This is a genomic window from Candidatus Omnitrophota bacterium, from assembly GCA_028716565.1.
Classification (GTDB): domain Bacteria; phylum Omnitrophota; class Gorgyraeia; order Pluralincolimonadales; family Pluralincolimonadaceae; genus Pluralincolimonas.
The window spans coordinates 361,810-378,392 of the sequence record JAQUPL010000001.1 but is presented as its reverse complement, the minus strand read 5'-3'; the positions used below and the strand labels follow the sequence as shown (position 1 = coordinate 378,392).

The window sequence follows — 16,583 nt, the reverse complement described above, 5'->3', positions numbered from 1 at the left end:
ATGGTAAGGAAGGCGCAGGTAAAAGACGTAGCGCGTATACATGAGCTTATCGGCTATTATGCCGGCAAGAACATGATGCTTCCACGCGCCGAGAGCGAGATAGCCGAGAACATAAGGGATTTCTGGGTATATGAGAAGGGCAGCGCCCTGATAGGTTGCGGCGCGCTGCATATTTTCTCGAATAAATTGGCAGAGATAAGGTCTTTGGCGGTCGATGCCGGACACGTGAAATCAGGGGTCGGTACCGGGCTGGTGAAGTCATGCCTGAAAGAAGCGCAGGATATGGGGATAAAGAGCGTCTTCGTGCTTACGCAGAAATCCGATTTCTTCAAGAGATTCGGATTTATGCCGACCGAGAAGAAGAAGCTGCCGCAGAAGATATGGACAGATTGCAGCATCTGCGCGAAGTTCGCGAAGTGCGATGAAATAGCGTATATCAAGGAGTTGTAAATGGGATACACGATAACAGAAAAGATATTGATGGCGCATGCGGACAAGAAGTCGATATCGCCCGGCGATTTGATCGACTGCAAGGTCGACCTCTGCCTCGGCAACGACATCACCGCGCCTATAGCGATATCGGAGTTTGAGAAGGCCGGCGCGGGCAAGGTCTTCGATAATAAGAAGATAGCGCTTGTCCCGGACCACTTCTCTCCGGCAAAGGATATTAAGTCCGCCGAGCAGCTTAAAGTTTTAAGGGAGTTCGCGAATAAACACAGCATCAAATATTATTATGAGATCGGTTGTATGGGGATCGAGCATGCGCTCCTCCCGGAAGAGGGCTTGACTGTTCCCGGCGACCTCATAATCGGCGCGGATTCGCATACCTGCACCTACGGCGCTGTCGGCGCGTTCTCGACAGGCGTCGGCTCGACAGACCTCGCCGCAGTATTCATAAGGGGCAGGATCTGGTTCAAGGTGCCGGAATCGATAAAATTTATCTACAGCGGAAAACTCAACAAATGGGTAGGAGGCAAGGACCTCATACTCTATACGATCGGCGATATCGGCGTAGACGGCGCTTTGTATAGGGCGATGGAATTCACAGGCGCCGCGATCGAGCGCCTCCCGATGGACGACCGTTTCGCGATGTGCAATATGGCCATCGAGGCCGGCGGCAAGAACGGCATCATCGCGGCCGATGAAACTACATTGAAATACGTGAAAGAAACTACCCGGAAATCCAAGAAGAAATGGAAAATATACAAGAGCGATAAGGACGCGCAATATAGCGAGGTAAAGGAATATGATGCCTCGAAACTCGAGCCGATGGTATCCTTGCCGCCGTTGCCGTCTAACGCGAAGCCTGTAAGCCAGGTCAAGAACGTCAGGATCGACCAGTCGGTAATCGGCTCGTGCACGAACGGCCGCATCAGTGACTTGAGGATGGCCGCGAAGGTCTTGAAGGGAAAGAAGGTCCATAAAGACGTGCGATGCATAATCTTCCCGGCGACGCAGGCGGTATATTTACAGGCGATGGACGAGGGATTGCTCGAGATATTCGTGAGATCGGGATGCGCTGTTTCCACTCCCACATGCGGGCCGTGTTTAGGCGGCCATATGGGGATATTGGCCGCGGGCGAGCGCTCTATCGCGACGACGAACCGCAACTTCGTAGGGAGAATGGGGCACTTGAAATCAGAGGTCTATCTCTCGAACCCGGCTGTAGCAGCGGCTAGCGCGATAAAAGGCAGGATCGCGCATCCGGAGGAAGTAATATGATACTCAAAGGGAAGGCCTGGAAATTCGGGAACGACATAAACACCGATGAGATAATCCCGGCGAAGTGCCTTGTTTCGGTTGACCCGAAGGTGCTCGGTGAGAATTGCATGGACGGTATAATCCCGGGATTTTCGAAGAAGATCTCTTCCGGAGATATAATCGTCGGCGGTAAGAACTTCGGCTGCGGTTCGAGCCGCGAGCACGCGCCGCTCGCGATAAAAGGATGCGGTATCTCATGCGTCATCGCGGACAGCTTCGCGAGGATATTCTACAGGAACAGCATAAACATAGGCCTCCCGATATTCGAGTGCCCGGAGGCAGCAAAATCAATAGAAGAAGGCGACGAAGTGGAAGCCGACGCCTCGACAGGGTTTATAAGGAACCTCACAAAAAACAAGAAGTACCAGGCAAAGCCCATGCCCGCGTTCATGCAGGAGCTTATCGAAGCGGGCGGGCTCATGAAATGGGTGGTCAAGAAAAAATGAGTAATTACAGGATAGCGGTCATACCCGGAGACGGGACAGGGCCGGAAGTAATAAATGAAGGTCTTAAGGTCTTAAAAGCCGCGAGCGATAAGTTCGGCTTCAAATATGAGTCGAAGATATTCGATTTCAGCGGCGAGCGCTACTTAAGGACGGGAAAGACCGTCGATGAAAAGGACATCGAGGAGCTCAAAAAATATAACGGGATCTATCTCGGCGCTGTCGGGCATCCTGATGTAAAACCAGGCATCCTCGAACAGCAGGTCCTGCTTAAATTGCGGTTTTCGCTCGACCAGTATATAAACCTCCGCCCGGTAAAACTCTATAACTCGGCATACTGCCCGCTCAAGGATAAGAAACCTGAAGATATAGATTTTGTCGTCGTGCGCGAGAATTCGGAAGGCCTCTACAAGGGGATGGGCGAGTTCCAGAAGAAAGGGTCTGACGAAGAGGTGGCTATACAGATCTCTTATAACACCCGCAAGGGCGTCGAGCGCTGTATCCGTTACGCTTTCGAGTTATGCAAGAAGCGCAACAAGAAAAATAAACTCACGCTTTGCGGCAAGACGAACGTCCTGACTTACGCTTGGGATCTGTGGCAGAGGACGTTCAACGAGGTCGCGAAAGAGTTTCCCGGGGTCAAGACAGATTACGCGCATGTCGACGCGACTACGATGTGGTTCGTCAAGAATCCGGAATGGTTCGACGTCATAGTGACAGACAACCTCTTCGGCGATATCATAACCGATCTCGGCGCTATGATACAGGGCGGAATGGGTATTGCGGCCGGCGGGAACATCAACCCGAAAGGCGTATCGATGTTCGAACCGATAGGCGGCTCGGCCCCGAAGTACACGGGCCAGAATGTGATCAACCCCCTGGCCGCTATCTGCGCCGGCGGGATGATGCTCGAAAACCTCGGCGAGGAGAAAGCCGGAAAGGCGATAGAGGACGCGGTCATAAAGGTCGTGAACACGAAATTTAAGTCGCTCGCGGCCGGTAAAATGGGTTATTCGACGAGCGAAGTCGGCGATATGGTCGCCGGAATGATATAAGGGTCAAAGGAATGAAAAGAAAAAATAAATATAATGTAGTCGTCGTTGGAGTAGGTGTCGTAGGGATAGAGATGCTGCGCGTGTTGCGCCAGCGGAATTTCCCGGTAGGAGACCTTCGGGTCTTGGCGCGAAGCGCCAGGGAAATAAATGTTGACGGGGAGAAATATTCCGTCCAGGCGATCTCGCCCGAGGCATTTGACGGGATGGATATAGCGCTTTTTGCCGGCACCGAAGGCGAAAAGGGCGCGGCAGTCACATATGCTTCGGAGGCGGTAAAGAGGGGATGCGTCGTCATAGATAACGGCGCTGATTTTCGCATGGACCCGAAAGTCCCGCTCGTCGTCCCGGAAGTGAACGCCGCCGACGTCAAAAAGCACAAGGGAATAATCGCGAACCCGAACTGCTCGACTATCCAGATGGTCGTAGCGCTTAACCCGATCCATAAAAAAGTCGGGATAAAGAGGATAATCGTCACTACTTTGCAAGCGTCATCAGGCGCAGGCAAGAGTGCCGTTGAACAGCTCAAAGCGGAGGCAGCAGCGATCTCTTCGGCAGGATATGAGAATATCCACGTGGACGTGGAGCGTTCGATGCCGCAGCAGTTAGCTTATAACGTCTTTCCGCACATAGGCAGTTTTGCCGAATGCGATTACACCAACGAGGAGTGGAAGCTGGTCAACGAGACCCATAAAATAATGCATGCCGGCAGGATAAAGATCTCCGCGACCACCGTGAGGGTCCCGGTAAGGACCGGCCATTCCGAGTCCATATATATAGAAACCGGAAAACCGATAAGCCCGGATAAGGTCAGGGCTCTCCTTTCGAGTTCTCCGGGGATCATTGTCGAGGATGACCCAAAAAAGGGCCTTTATCCCATGCCCAAGGATGCGGAGGGAAGGGATGAGACCTTTGTAGGCCGCATCCGCTCCGATTATTTCGTAAGGAACGGGCTGTGGCTGTGGGTCGTCGCTGATAACCTGCGCAAGGGCGCCGCTACAAACGCGGTCCAGATCGCCGAATGCGTAATATCCTACTCAAAATAGAATACGACGGCACGGATTACGCCGGTTGGCAGTCGCAAAAGAACGCTAAAAGTATACAGGATACCATAGAAGCCGCGCTTAAACGGATAACAGGCCGTAAGGCGCGGCTTATCTCTTGCGGGAGGACCGACTCCGGCGTCCACGCGTTAAGCCTGTTCGCGAATTTTAAGACCGGGTCGAAGATCCCGCCCTGCAAGCTGCAGAGGGCGCTCAACAGCGTCCTGCCCAAGGATATAGCGATAAAGGAAGCAAAAGAAGTCCCGCCTGAATTCAATTCAAGGTTCGACGCGAAGTCTAAACTATACCGCTACACGATAATGAACGGCTCATCCCGGTCCGCGATCTCCGGGAATTTTACCGTATACCTTCCTTATAAGCTTAATGTCGCATTGATGAAAAAAGAAGCTAAGACTCTCGCGGGAAAACATGATTTTAAATCGTTCCAGGCCGCGGACAGGGTTGAACGCTCCTCGGTCCGCACGATAAATAAGCTCGATATAAAAAAGAAGGGAGAAGCGATAGTTATTGATGTCGAGGCAGACGGATTTTTGTACAATATGGTAAGGAATATCGCCGGGACGTTGATAGATATCGGCCGCGGAAGGCTTCCGCCGGGGAGCATGGCCCGTATCCTTAAAGCAAAGGATAGGAAACTTGCCGGCGAGACAGCCCCGGCAAAGGGGTTGTGCCTTATGGAGGTCAAATACTGATGGCGGGCAAGGCCAGGCAGGCGTGGGGATCGAAATTAGGGATAATTATGGCTGTCGCAGGCTCTGCGGTCGGCCTGGGGAATTTCCTCAGGTTCCCGGTAAAAGCGGCCAGCAACGGCGGCGGCGCTTTCATGATACCGTATTTCGTGGCGCTCCTGTTATTAGGCATACCGCTGATGTGGATAGAGTGGTCGCTCGGCCGTTACGGCGGAGGGTTCGAGCACGGCACGGCGCCCGGCATATTCCATTCGTTGCTCAAGAAGAACCGTTTCATCAAATATTTCGGCATAATAGGGATATTCGGCCCGCTAGTCATATTGATATATTACACCTACATCGAGTCGTGGACCCTCGCCTACAGTTATTTTGCCCTCACAGGGAAATACGCGGGCGCCGAGGGGCAGGCGCAAATGCAATCCTTTCTCGGCGCTTACCAGGGCCTGGAGAAGAACCAGTTCTTCGATTCCCTTAAGACATCTTACATATTTTTTGTGATAACTTTCTTCTTAAACATTACGGTAATCTATTACGGAATAAAGGGAGGGATAGAAAAAGTCTGCAAATGGGCGATGCCTGCGCTGCTCATGTGCGGCGTCCTGCTCGCGGTGAGGGTAATAAGCTTAGGCGCGCCGAACCCGGCTACGCCTGCCTGGAGTTCGTTTAACGGCATGGGTTTCCTATGGAACCCCAATTTTTCGGCTCTCAAGGACCCTAAGGTTTGGCTCGAGGCCGCCGGACAGATATTCTTCACGTTGAGCGTCGGCATAGGCGTTATCCTTACCTATGCGAGCTACTTAAAGAAGACCAATGATGTTACTCTGTCGGGATTGACCGCAGTGAGCACGAACGAGTTCGCCGAGGTCATCCTCGGGGGAAGCATAGTGATCACCGCGGCGTTCGTTTTCTTCGGCCCGATAGGCGCGCAGGATGTGGCGAAGAGCGGCTCTTTTAATCTCGGGTTCGTGACGATGCCTTTAATATTCCAGAAAGTCTCATTCGGCGCATTCTTCGGTTTCATCTGGTTCCTGATGCTATTTCTGGGCGGAATCACTTCGTCGGTATCGCTTGCCCAGCCGACAGTTGCGTTCATGGAGGATGAATTCAACCTGACAAGGAAGAAGGCCGTAACGATATTAGGAGCGGTAGCTTTCGTACTCTGCCAGCCGGCTATATTCTTCTTAAGCAGGGGAGTCCTGGACGAGCTCGACTTCTGGGGAGGTACTTTCTGCCTTGTCCTGTTCGCGACTATCGAGACGATCCTGTTCACATGGGTATTCGGCATAGATAAGGCGTGGGAGGAGATGCATCACGGCGCCGAACTGCGCATCCCGCGAATATACAAATTTATAATGAGATACGTGACCCCGGTATTTTTGCTGATCATCCTCGGCTGGTATTTCGTGCAATCCGGTATGGATATGCTGCTTATGAAGAACGTAAGCCCTGAGAATAAGCCCTATGTCCTTGGGACTAGGCTTATGCTAGCGGCTGTGCTGGCAGGTCTCGCGATAGCGGTAAAGATCGCGTGGCGCAGAAAGAAGGGCGGATTGGATTAATTTTCCCTTGACATTCCCTCGTATTATGTTATAATTTTTACTTCTTGATGTTAACCAAGCCAAGGAAGGCCTAAGATGGTAAAAAAGGAAGTCAAAACAGCCGAAAAATGGTTTTTAGTCGATGCCGACGGCAAGATCCTGGGAAGGGTCGCCGTGGCGGTCGCGCGCGTACTTTCGGGCAAAAATAAGCCCACGTACCGCAGGGACCTAAATACCGGAGACGGCGTAGTCGTTGTGAACGCCGCAAAGATAAAAGTGACCGGGAATAAATTGAGCGCAAAAGAATATGACTGGTATTCAGGTTATCCGAACGGGAGGAGGTCCGAGATGTTGGGGGACCTGCTGGTGAGGAAGCCGGAATACGTCATTACCCACGCGGTAAAAGGCATGCTGCCGAAGAACAAGGTCGGAAAGAGCGCGTTGGGCAAATTGAAAGTATTCGCGGGCAAAGAACATAACATGGCGGCCCAGAAACCCGAACTTTTAAAGGTATAATACAGGAGCGAAATGCAAGCGCAGGCATTATTTCTAGGTACAGGAAGAAGGAAAGAGTCTACGGCCAGGGTCATATTAAAATCCGGCTCAGGCCAGTTCGTCGTCAACAAAAGGACTCTCGATGATTATTTTCCGAGGGAGACGCTTAGGGGGATCCTTAAAGAACCGCTTGAAGTGACACAGACCGCGGCAAAATACGACATTTTTGTGAATGTTGCAGGCGGCGGCGTGGCAAGCCAGGCAGGCGCTGTGCGTCTGGGCATAGCCCGCGCCTTGCTCAAGGCGGATTCTACTTACCGTTCCGTTCTCCGCGGCAAAGGCCTTTTGACCCGCGATCCGCGCATGAAGGAACGTAAAAAGTACGGACAAAAAGGAGCCCGCAGCCATTTCCAGTGGACTAAACGTTAGCACCTTATTTACATAAGGCAAAATTACGCCTATTCCGACGGGAAACTGCTTGACGGAATAGGCGTTTTTATTTTATAATCAATCCGTGCACTTATACATAGTTTAAATATAGTGATTTGCGCAGGGTTGATGCTTGAGTATGTGCGAAAGCATCAATTTACGAAAGGGCATAAAAATGTCAAAAGAAAAACTTAATGTAGCGGTGGTCGGCGCGACCGGTTATGCCGGCTGCGAGCTGATAAAGATACTGCTGGTCCATCCGGAGGTAGCGATAACTTCGGTAAGCGGCAAGGTTGAGAAGGCCGAGAAGATATCGGAGATATTCCCGCTATTCAAAGGCCGGCTTGACCTTGTATGCGGCAATGTCGACGTTCCGGCCATATTGAAGGCGGCAGACCTGATATTTTTGGCTCTTCCGCATAAGGTTTCGATGCTCTTCGTCCCTGATTTTTTGAAGGCAGGAAAGAAGGTCGTCGACCTGAGCGCGGACTACAGGCTAAAAGACGCAGGCGTATATGAGAAATGGTACGGAGCGAAACACACGAGCGCGGCGCTGCTTAAGGATGCGGTATACGGTTTGCCGGAACTGTACAAGAAAGAGATTGCGAGATCGAAATTCATAGCGAACCCGGGATGTTACCCGACCGGCTCGATACTCGGATGCGCGCCGCTGGTCAGCAAGGGCTTCGTTGATACGGACCAGATCATCATCGACGCGAAATCCGGCGTTACAGGAGCGGGAAGGACGGCCTCCCTGGCGCTTAATTTCGCGGAATTAAACGAGAACTTCAAGGCATACAAGATAAACCAGCACCAGCATATGCCGGAGATAGACCAGGAGCTTTCGGGCACGGCCGGCTCAAAGATAGGGGTCACTTTCACGCCGCATCTCGTGCCGATGAACAAGGGGATACTCTCGACGATATATTTCACGCTGAAGGAAGAGACGGGTACTGCCGACCTGCTGGCGCTTTATAAGCGGTTCTATAAGGACGCGCCGTTTGTGAGGATACTGGATGAGGGCGTATTCCCCGAGACGAAGAATGTATACAGCACGAACTTTTGCGATATCGGCATAAAGGTGACGGGGAAGAGGGCGATCGTTGTCACGGCTATAGATAACCTCTGGAAAGGCGCCGCGTCGCAGGCGGTCCAGAACATGAATTTGATGATGGGATTTGATGAAACGGCAGGATTGATCTGATGAAGATCGTAAAAGGGTCTGTCACCGCTCCCGAGGGGTTTCTCGCCTCGGGCGTGAAAAGCGGGATAAAAAAGAAGAAGCTCGACCTGGCCTTAATTTATTCAAATGTCCCGGCCCGCGCGGCAGGCGTATTCACGAAGAATACGGTAAAGGCCGCGCCGGTAATACTTTCCGCCGGGAATTTAAAGGACGGCCGGGCGCAGGCTATAATAGCTAACAGCGGGAACGCCAACTGCCTTAACGGGAAGAACGGGATGAAGTGGGCGGTCCGGATGGCTGAGGCGGTTTCGGCGAATACCTGGATAGGCGCGCAGGATGTGCTCGTCGCGTCGACCGGGATAATCGGAAAACCGCTCGCGGTAGAAAAGATCGAGGCGTCTGTGCCGGCCCTGGTGAAAGGCCTGTGCAAGGAGGGCGAGCTTTCCGCAGCCAAGGCGATAATGACGACCGACCTCATCCCGAAGAGGATAGCGGTCGCCGTGAAGATAGGCGGCAAGACCGTGAAGATAGGCGGGATAGCCAAAGGTTCGGGAATGATATGCCCGAACATGGCGACTTTGCTCTGCTTCATCACGACAGACGCGGATATAGATGTTAAAGCATTAAAGAGTTCCTTGAAAGACGCGGTAGAGGATTCATTGAATATGGTGACGGTCGACGGCGATATGAGCACGAACGACGCCGTTTTTATAATGGCTAACGGACTCGCCGCGAACGCGAAGATAAAGAACGGTAGCAAGGGCCATAAAATATTCTGTGAAGCGCTGAAATACGTCATGGTCTATCTGGCCAAGGAGATAGCCAAGGACGGGGAAGGCGCGAGCAAATTCATAGAGGTGCAGGTCAAGGGAGCGAAGAGCAAGGCCGACGCGAAGAAGATGGCGAAAGAGATAGCCAATTCGAACCTGGTCAAGACGGCTATCGCAGGCGAGGACCCGAATACCGGGAGGATCGCTTCATCGGCCGGGGCCTCGGGAGTGAAACTTAACGAGTCGAAGCTGGATATTTACCTGAACGGCATAAAGATAGTCAGCGGCGGGAACGCCAATTTCGGATTAAGGCCGAAGGCGCAGAAGTCGCTTAAGAAGAAAGAAGCGGCGATAACGGTCGACCTTAACTCGGGAAAGCATTCGGCGACGGCGTGGACATGCGACCTTACGGAAGGGTATATTAAAATAAATGCAAGATATAATTAAAAAGGCCGACGTCCTCATAGAGGCGCTGCCTTACATAAGGAAGTTCAGGGGCAAGACGGTCGTCATAAAGGCCGGCGGCAGCATGATGGAAAACAGGGAAGTCATCTCCGGCATCTTCCAGGACATAATCTTCATGAGCCTGGTCGGGATAAAGCCGGTCATCATACACGGCGGCGGGCCGAGGATCACCGAAAAGATGAAGGAAGCCGGAATAGTCGCGAAATTCGTAGACGGGTTCAGGGTCACCGACTCGAAGACGATGAAGATAGTCGACGATACGCTCGAGGCGACGAACAAGGAGATAGCGAAACATATAGAGGAGCTTGGCGGAAAGGTCAAGGCGCTCTCCGGCAAAAAGGACAAGATAATAAAGGCCGTGACATTAAAGCATAAGGGCAAGTATATGGGCTTCCTGGGCAAGATCGTATCGGTAAACACAAAGCCTATAAAGGACGCGCTCAAGGCCGGGGCTATACCGGTCATAACCCCGGTAGCTGCCGGCAAAGACGGGAAGGCCTATAACATCAACGCCGACCTCGCGGCCTGCGACATAGCCGCGGCGCTTAAGGCGGAAAAATTTGTTTTGATAACCGATACCAACGGGATATTGAGGGATGAGTCGGACGAGAATACCCTTATCCCGACATTAAAAAGGAAGGAAGCCGAAGAATTGATCGAAAGGGGAGTGATACGGGGCGGGATGATCCCCAAGGTAAAGGCAGTGGTCGACGCGCTGAAGAAAGGCGTGAACAAGACGCATATTATCGACGGTAGACTGAGCCACGCGATATTACTTGAGGTATTTACCGACAAAGGAATAGGAACGGAGATAATAAAATGACGAAGACAGAAGAAGTTGTGCAACTGTATTACGAATACGTGATGCCGACTTACGCCAAGTCACCGCTTGTGATGGTAAAAGGCAAAGGCATAAAGGCATATGACATAGAGGGCAAAGAGTTCCTGGATTTTTTCCCGGGATGGGCCGTGTCAGGGCTCGGCCATTGCCACCCGAAGGTGGTCAAGGCGATAAAGGAGCAGGTTGGGAAGATAATCCACGTGCCGAACAACTATTACAACGAACTGCAGGGGAAACTGGCGAAGAAGATAATTGAAAATTCATTCGACGGTAAGGTATTCTTCTGTAACAGCGGCGCCGAGGCGGTAGAAGGCGCCATCAAACTGGCGAGAAAAGTAGGGTATCCGTCGGGAAAATATGAGATAATAACTATGGAGGAATCCTTCCACGGCAGGACGCTGGCGGCGATAACGGCGACGGCGCAGCCGAAATACCAGGAGGGGTTCGCGCCGCTGCCCGGCGGTTTCGTATACGCGAAGTTCAACGACCTGGAATCGGTCAAGTCGAAGATAACCGACAAGACCGCGGCGATAATGCTCGAGCCGATACAGGGCGAGGGCGGGATAAACGTCGCGTCCGAAGAGTTCATCGCGGGATTGAAGAAAGTCTGCGAAGAGAAGAAGATACTCCTCGTATTCGACGAGGTCCAGACCGGGATAGCCAGGACAGGGAAGATGTTCTGCTACCAGCATTACAATGTGACGCCCGATATCATGACGCTGGCCAAGTCGCTCGGCGGCGGGTTCCCGATAGGCGCGATGGTCGCCAAGAGAGAGATCTCCGATGTGCTGCAGCCCGGGACGCATGCCTCGACATTCGGAGGCAGCCCGCTCGCGTGCGCAGCCGCGCTCGCGGTATTCGAGGCGATAGAGGAAGGCAACCTTGTTGAGAAGGCCGTAAGGAGGGGCAGGTATCTCCATAACAGGCTTTCGCTTTTAAAGAAGGATTTCCCGTTCGTAAAGGTAGTAAGGGGCAAAGGCCTGATGCAGGCGGTCGAGCTTGAGATAGAAGGGAAGCAGATAATAGACAAATGCGTCGAGAAGGGCCTTCTCATAAATTGCACGCAGAAGAAGGTATTGAGGATAATGCCGCCGCTGGTGGTCAAGAACGCGGATATAGACGGGGCTGTCGCGATACTGCAGGAAGTCATGAAGGGAGTAACAGTTGAAGGCTAAAGACCTGATAACGATAAAGGACCTTTCGATCTCGGATATCGAGGAGATATTCGCCCTGGCCGCTAAATTGAAGGGCGAGGGAAAGATATCCAAAGACGAGCCGCTGAAGGGGAAGACCCTGGGGTTGGTATTCCAGAAGCCCTCTTTAAGGACGAAGGTATCTTTTGCGGCCGCGATGGCCCAGTTAGGCGGAACCGCAATATTTCTCGCGCCCGATGAAGTAAAGCTCGGCGAAAGGGAAGCCATAAAGGATGTCGCGCGGACGCTCTCGAGATACCTTGACGGCATAGTGGCCAGGACATTTAAGCACGGCGACATAATCGAACTGGCGGAATATTCGACGGTCCCGGTCATAAACGGACTTTCGGATTTCTCGCACCCGTGCCAGGCTCTCGCTGACATTTTTACGGTCAAGGAGAAGAAAAGCAGGGTGAAGGGAGTAAAGATAGCGTTCGTAGGCGACGGCAATAACGTCTGCAACTCGCTTCTTATGGCCGCGGCCCGGGTAGGTGCGGATATCGCCGTGGCTACACCAAAGGGTTACGAGGCGGACAAAGAGGTTGTGAAGATAGCCGAGGATTTCGCCGGAGTCACTGGCTCGAAGGTCGTTATCTGCACCGACCCGGAGATGGCGGTTGCCGGAGCAGACGTGATATATACGGATGTCTGGACTAGTATGGGACAGGAGAAGGAAAAGGCGGAGAGGTTAAAGGCATTTAAGGGTTTTCAGATAAATGAGAAACTTTGTTCGAAGGCTAAGAAAGATTATATTATCATGCACTGTCTGCCCGCGCACAGGGGCGAGGAGATCTCTGACGAGTCTCTGGAGAGCCCGCATTCGGTTGTATTTGATCAGGCGGAGAATAGACTGCATGTCGAAAAGGCGATATTACTTTTACTTTTAAAGTGAGGATGATATGAACAAGAAAGTAGTGCTTGCGTATTCAGGCGGACTCGATACTTCGGTCATAATAAAGTGGCTGTCGAAGAAGGGTTACGACGTCATCGCTTATATGGCTGACGTAGGCCAGGAGTCTGACTTTGAGGTCTATAAGAAGAGGGCATTGGCTACCGGCGCCGTAAAGGTCGTTGTCGAGGACCTGAAGAAGGAGTTCGTGAAGGACTTCGTATTCAAGTCGCTTAAAGCCGGGGCGGTATACGAAGGCGGATACCTGCTTGCGACGGCGCTGTCGAGGCCGATAATCGCCAAGGGACTCGTAGAGACGGCCCATAAAGAGAAGGCCGCATATGTCGCGCACGGCTGTACGGGTAAAGGCAATGACCAGGTAAGGTTTGAGGTCACGATAGGATCGCTTGATCCTAATTTGAAAATACTGGCGCCTGTCAGGGAGTGGGAGTTAAAGACAAGGGCCGAAGAGATAGAATATGCAAAGAAGAATAATATTCCCATTGATACGACCAAGAAAAAGCCGTACTCGATTGATCTTAATCTATGGGGAATATCGATTGAAAGTGGGAAGCTGGAAGATCCTTATTACGCGCCTGACGAAGATATATATCAACTTACAAAGGGAGTAGATAAGGCGGCGGCGGAGCCCGTCTATGCGGAGATAGAATTCAAGGGCGGTTTGCCTGTCAAGCTCAACGGAAATGGCATGGACGGCGTAGGCCTGATATTGAAACTGTCGAAGATGGCCGGCGACGCCGGCGTAGGCAGGAGCGATATGATCGAGAACAGGCTCGTCGGCATAAAGTCGAGGGAGATATACGAGGCGCCTGCGGCATGGACGCTTTTTAACGCGCATAAGGCGCTCGAAGCCCTTGTCCTTGACAGGGAGACGCTGCATTTCAAGGAAACTGTCGCGCTCAAATACGCGGAGCTTACTTATTTCGGGCTCTGGTATACGCCGCTCAAGGAGGCGCTCGATAAATTCGTCGACGAGACGCAGAAGTCTGTCAACGGCACGGTGAAGGTGAAACTGCATAAAGGCCATTGTATAGTCGTCGGCAGGAAATCTCCGGACTCGCTTTACAAGAAAGAGCTGGCGACATACGAGCAGGGCGATAAGTTCGACCAGTCGCTGGCGAAAGGTTTCGTCCAGATATGGGGATTGCCTTATAAAGGATCGCATAAAAAATGAAAAAGAAACTTTGGGGCGGAAGGTTCAAGAAGTCGCAGGACCCTGAGTTCGAGGATTTTTCGTGCAGCATGTATTTTGACTACAGGCTGGCAGAGTACGACGTCCTCGGCTCTATCGCCCACGCGAAGATGCTCGGGAAATGCGGGATAATCCCGAAGAAAGACGCCGCCGCGATAGTAAAAGGGCTTACCGCGATATCTAAAGAGATCGATGCGGGCAGGTTCGTATACGACTTTACGGCTGAGGATATCCATACAAATATCCAGAATGCCCTGGAGAAGAAGATAGGCAAGCCGGCGCTCAAGCTGCATACCGCACGGTCGAGGAACGACCAGGTCGCGTTGGATACGAGGATGTATTGCAAGGATAAGGCCCAGGAATTATACGGCTTGGTTTCGAGTTTGCAGGAATCCTTGCTCGGTTTCGCGAAGAAGAACAAGGACGTGATAGTGCCGGGCCTGACGCATACGCAGCACGCGCAGCCGGTGCTTTTGTCCGACCACATTGAGGCATATGTATGGATGCTGGCAAGGGACAAGAGGAAGCTCCATTACGCCTATCATGCGGCGGACTTCATGCCGCTTGGCGCATGCGCGTTGGCCGGGACTTCGCTTAAGATCGACAGGAAATATGTCGCCAAAGAGCTGGGTTTTGCGTCGCTCTGCGAAAACACGATGGACGCGGTATCCGACAGGGATTTTGTCGCCGAACTTCTTGAGGCTATATCGCTGGTATCGATGCACCTCTCGAGGCTCGCTTCGGACCTCATACTCTGGGCTACGCCTGAGTTTGGGTTCGTCGAGATAGACCAGCAGTTCTGCACCGGCTCTAGCATAATGCCGCAAAAGGTCAACCCGGATTTCCTCGAGCTGGCCAGGGGCATCTCCGGCAGTATATACGGGAATTTATTCTCGGTCCTGACGATGATGAAGGGGTTGCCTTTGACATATAACAGGGATATGCAGTGGGACAAGCAGCCGCTCTTCGATTCGGTCGAGAAGATATCGAAGGTGCTGTCTATTTATGCCGAGCTGATGAAAGGCATAAAAGTAAACAAGGCGAATATTGACAGGGCGCTTTTGGACGAGTCGCTTTACGCGACAGACCTGGCCGAGTACCTGGTCGCTAAGGGGCTGGATTCGAGACAGGCGCATTCGGTGATCGGCAAATTAGTAACGGCGACTCTCGAAAAGAAAGAGAGGATATCCGGTCTCGCTCTTAAAGAACTCAAGAAGTTTTCGGATAAATTCGAGAAGGACGCCTTTAAATTATTGGACCCGAAGGTGTCGGTTGCATCAAGGAAAAAAGGAAGATAATGCACGAATTCAAATATAAGGGCGATGAGCTCTTCTGTGAGGATGTGGGGATAGGCGGCATAGCCGCCGCCGTAGGGACGCCTTTCTATCTCTACAGCCACAAGACGCTCATAGACCATTACAGGAAACTGCGCGACGCTTTCTCGGAGCTTAATCCGCTCATCTGCTTTTCGATGAAGGCGAACTCGAACCTCGCTGTCGTCATGGCGCTTGTAAAAGCCGGCGCAGGGCTCGATGTCGTATCCGGAGGCGAGTTGTACAAGGCGCTGAAGGTCGGATGCGACCCGAAGAAGATCGTCTACGCGAGCGTCGGCAAGACCGCACGCGAAATAGAGGACGCGATAAGGTCGGGCATATTATTCTTTAATATCGAATCTCTGCCTGAATTGGCGCAGATAAACAAGACCGCCAAGAGGCTCGGCAGAGTGGTGGACTGCACCCTGCGCGCCAACCCGGATATCGACCCGCATACGCACAAATTCATCACGACTGGGAAAGCTGAGAACAAGTTCGGCCTGGATTTCACGACCGTCGAGGGAACGTTCCTGAAGGCCTCGAAATACCCGAACGTCCGCCTGCGCGGGATACACATACACATCGGCTCGCAGATAACCGAGGCCGAGCCGTTCCGCAAGGCAATAAACAAGACCGGCACATTGATCGGGAATATTAGGAGGAAAGGCGCGAGGGTCGACTGGCTTAATATAGGAGGCGGTCTCGGGATAATCTACAACAAGGAAAAGCCGCAGACCGCCGCGCGTTTCGCTAAGTCCGTGGTATCGCTTATACGCAGGATAAACGTCCGGCTCATACTCGAGCCGGGCAGGTTTATCGCCGGCAACAGCGGTATACTGGTAGCGAAAGTGACGTATGTCAAGAAGACCCGCTCAAAGAATTTCATCATATCCGACGCGGCGATGAACGACCTTATCCGCCCGTCGCTCTATGACGCCTATCATGAGATCATCCCGGTGATAAGGCGGCCGGCGCGCAGGAAGATACTGGCCGATGTTGTAGGCCCGATCTGCGAGAGCGGGGATGTCCTGGCCAGGGACAGGAGGCTGCCCGAGTTCCAGCCCGGCGAATTGATAGCCGTGATGGGAGCGGGCGCTTATGGGTTTACCATGTCCAGCAATTACAACTCGAGGCCGCGCGTCGCCGAGGTGATGGTCCTGCGCGGAAGGTTCTACGTGGTGCGAGAGAGGGAAAAATACGAAGACCTCGTAAAAGGCGAGAATATCCCCAAAGAACTTAAGTGAG

The 16,583-nt window shown here is 52.4% G+C and carries 17 protein-coding genes; all 17 read left to right on the top strand.

The window, feature by feature from the left end; genetic code table 11:
* A complete protein-coding gene (locus tag PHO67_01995; protein ID MDD5545918.1) occupies positions 1-450 on the top strand; it encodes an N-acetyltransferase in 450 nt (149 codons plus the stop codon).
* The gene (gene leuC, locus PHO67_01990) at positions 451-1,722 is read left to right on the top strand and encodes a 3-isopropylmalate dehydratase large subunit (protein ID MDD5545917.1); all 1,272 of its coding nucleotides are present in this window, start codon (positions 451-453) and stop codon (positions 1,720-1,722) included.
* On the top strand, positions 1,719-2,207 hold the full coding sequence (locus PHO67_01985; protein ID MDD5545916.1) for a 3-isopropylmalate dehydratase small subunit: 489 nt from the start codon (positions 1,719-1,721) through the stop codon (positions 2,205-2,207). Before leuC ends, PHO67_01985 begins: the two co-directional genes overlap by 4 nt.
* Positions 2,204-3,259: a 3-isopropylmalate dehydrogenase gene (locus PHO67_01980; GenBank protein ID MDD5545915.1), complete on the top strand. Its 1,056-nt coding sequence runs from the start codon at positions 2,204-2,206 to the stop codon at positions 3,257-3,259. The genes PHO67_01985 and PHO67_01980 overlap by 4 nt, the downstream gene beginning before the upstream one ends.
* Positions 3,260-3,270: 11 nt before the next feature.
* A complete protein-coding gene (locus PHO67_01975) occupies positions 3,271-4,302 on the top strand; it encodes an aspartate-semialdehyde dehydrogenase (GenBank protein ID MDD5545914.1) in 1,032 nt (343 codons plus the stop codon).
* Complete coding sequence (gene truA, locus PHO67_01970) at positions 4,278-5,012, top strand: tRNA pseudouridine(38-40) synthase TruA (GenBank protein ID MDD5545913.1); 735 nt, start codon at positions 4,278-4,280, stop codon at positions 5,010-5,012. Before PHO67_01975 ends, truA begins: the two co-directional genes overlap by 25 nt.
* Complete coding sequence (locus PHO67_01965; protein ID MDD5545912.1) at positions 5,012-6,568, top strand: sodium-dependent transporter; 1,557 nt, start codon at positions 5,012-5,014, stop codon at positions 6,566-6,568. Before truA ends, PHO67_01965 begins: the two co-directional genes overlap by 1 nt.
* Positions 6,569-6,643: 75 nt before the next feature.
* Positions 6,644-7,063: a 50S ribosomal protein L13 gene (rplM, locus tag PHO67_01960; GenBank protein ID MDD5545911.1), complete on the top strand. Its 420-nt coding sequence runs from the start codon at positions 6,644-6,646 to the stop codon at positions 7,061-7,063.
* Between the two features lie 12 nt (positions 7,064-7,075).
* Complete coding sequence (gene rpsI / locus PHO67_01955; GenBank protein ID MDD5545910.1) at positions 7,076-7,471, top strand: 30S ribosomal protein S9; 396 nt, start codon at positions 7,076-7,078, stop codon at positions 7,469-7,471.
* Between the two features lie 175 nt (positions 7,472-7,646).
* Complete coding sequence (argC, locus tag PHO67_01950) at positions 7,647-8,675, top strand: N-acetyl-gamma-glutamyl-phosphate reductase (protein MDD5545909.1); 1,029 nt, start codon at positions 7,647-7,649, stop codon at positions 8,673-8,675.
* On the top strand, positions 8,666-9,871 hold the full coding sequence (argJ, locus tag PHO67_01945; protein MDD5545908.1) for a bifunctional glutamate N-acetyltransferase/amino-acid acetyltransferase ArgJ: 1,206 nt from the start codon (positions 8,666-8,668) through the stop codon (positions 9,869-9,871). Before argC ends, argJ begins: the two co-directional genes overlap by 10 nt.
* Positions 9,855-10,712 (top strand): acetylglutamate kinase, encoded by an 858-nt coding sequence (gene argB, locus PHO67_01940; GenBank protein ID MDD5545907.1) that lies wholly within the window; start codon positions 9,855-9,857, stop codon positions 10,710-10,712. The genes argJ and argB overlap by 17 nt, the downstream gene beginning before the upstream one ends.
* The gene (locus PHO67_01935) at positions 10,709-11,905 is read left to right on the top strand and encodes an aspartate aminotransferase family protein (GenBank protein MDD5545906.1); all 1,197 of its coding nucleotides are present in this window, start codon (positions 10,709-10,711) and stop codon (positions 11,903-11,905) included. Before argB ends, PHO67_01935 begins: the two co-directional genes overlap by 4 nt.
* Positions 11,895-12,815, top strand: coding sequence for an ornithine carbamoyltransferase (gene argF / locus PHO67_01930; protein ID MDD5545905.1), 921 nt, complete (start codon positions 11,895-11,897; stop codon positions 12,813-12,815). Before PHO67_01935 ends, argF begins: the two co-directional genes overlap by 11 nt.
* 7 nt (positions 12,816-12,822) lie before the next feature.
* Complete coding sequence (locus PHO67_01925; protein ID MDD5545904.1) at positions 12,823-14,007, top strand: argininosuccinate synthase; 1,185 nt, start codon at positions 12,823-12,825, stop codon at positions 14,005-14,007.
* On the top strand, positions 14,004-15,323 hold the full coding sequence (argH, locus tag PHO67_01920) for an argininosuccinate lyase (protein ID MDD5545903.1): 1,320 nt from the start codon (positions 14,004-14,006) through the stop codon (positions 15,321-15,323). Before PHO67_01925 ends, argH begins: the two co-directional genes overlap by 4 nt.
* Positions 15,323-16,582: a diaminopimelate decarboxylase gene (gene lysA, locus PHO67_01915; protein MDD5545902.1), complete on the top strand. Its 1,260-nt coding sequence runs from the start codon at positions 15,323-15,325 to the stop codon at positions 16,580-16,582. The genes argH and lysA overlap by 1 nt, the downstream gene beginning before the upstream one ends.
* Position 16,583: the final 1 nt, after the last annotated feature.